The 482-nt window shown below is 44.6% G+C and carries 1 protein-coding gene; it reads right to left on the bottom strand.

Going from position 1 to position 482, the window contains the following annotated elements:
• A partial coding sequence (locus tag RM539_RS19960) for a glucuronate isomerase (RefSeq protein ID WP_311505176.1) occupies positions 1-482 on the bottom strand: 482 nt, incomplete at both ends.

Below are 482 nucleotides of genomic sequence, written 5' to 3'. Positions count from 1 at the left end.
CAGCCATTGGCATCAAAATAGTCAATTCTTTTACGAAGGGCATTTTGCAGGTCTTCATAAGAATCGATCTCCATTTCAGCTACTTCGCCTAATTTATTCAGGTAGTCATTAAAGCCTTCCGCATCAATCAGCACCGCTTTATCAGGCCTGAAAGCAGTACTCACTTTAATACCAATATCTTCTTTGGCGAGTTGCTGGTGATACTGCAAGGTATCGGTTGGGTCTTCCGTGGTGCAAACCGTTTCCACGTTCATCTTTTTCAGTAGTCCGCGACAGGAATTCTCCGGTTGTTGCAATTGCCGGTTGACTTCTTCATAAATCCGCTCCCCGGATTCTTCATTTAGCAATTCATCTATTCCGAAGTAGCGCTTTAATTCCAGATGCGTCCAGTGATATAAAGGATTACGCAGCGTATGCGGCACCGTTTTGGCCCAGGCCATAAACTTTTCCTTATCGGAAGCATCGCCGGTGATGTATTTTTC

Source organism: Autumnicola musiva, from assembly GCF_031846585.1.
GTDB lineage: Bacteria > Bacteroidota > Bacteroidia > Flavobacteriales > Flavobacteriaceae > Autumnicola > Autumnicola musiva.
The sequence above is the reverse complement of the archived record's forward strand: the minus strand, read 5'-3'. Positions and strand labels throughout refer to the sequence as shown.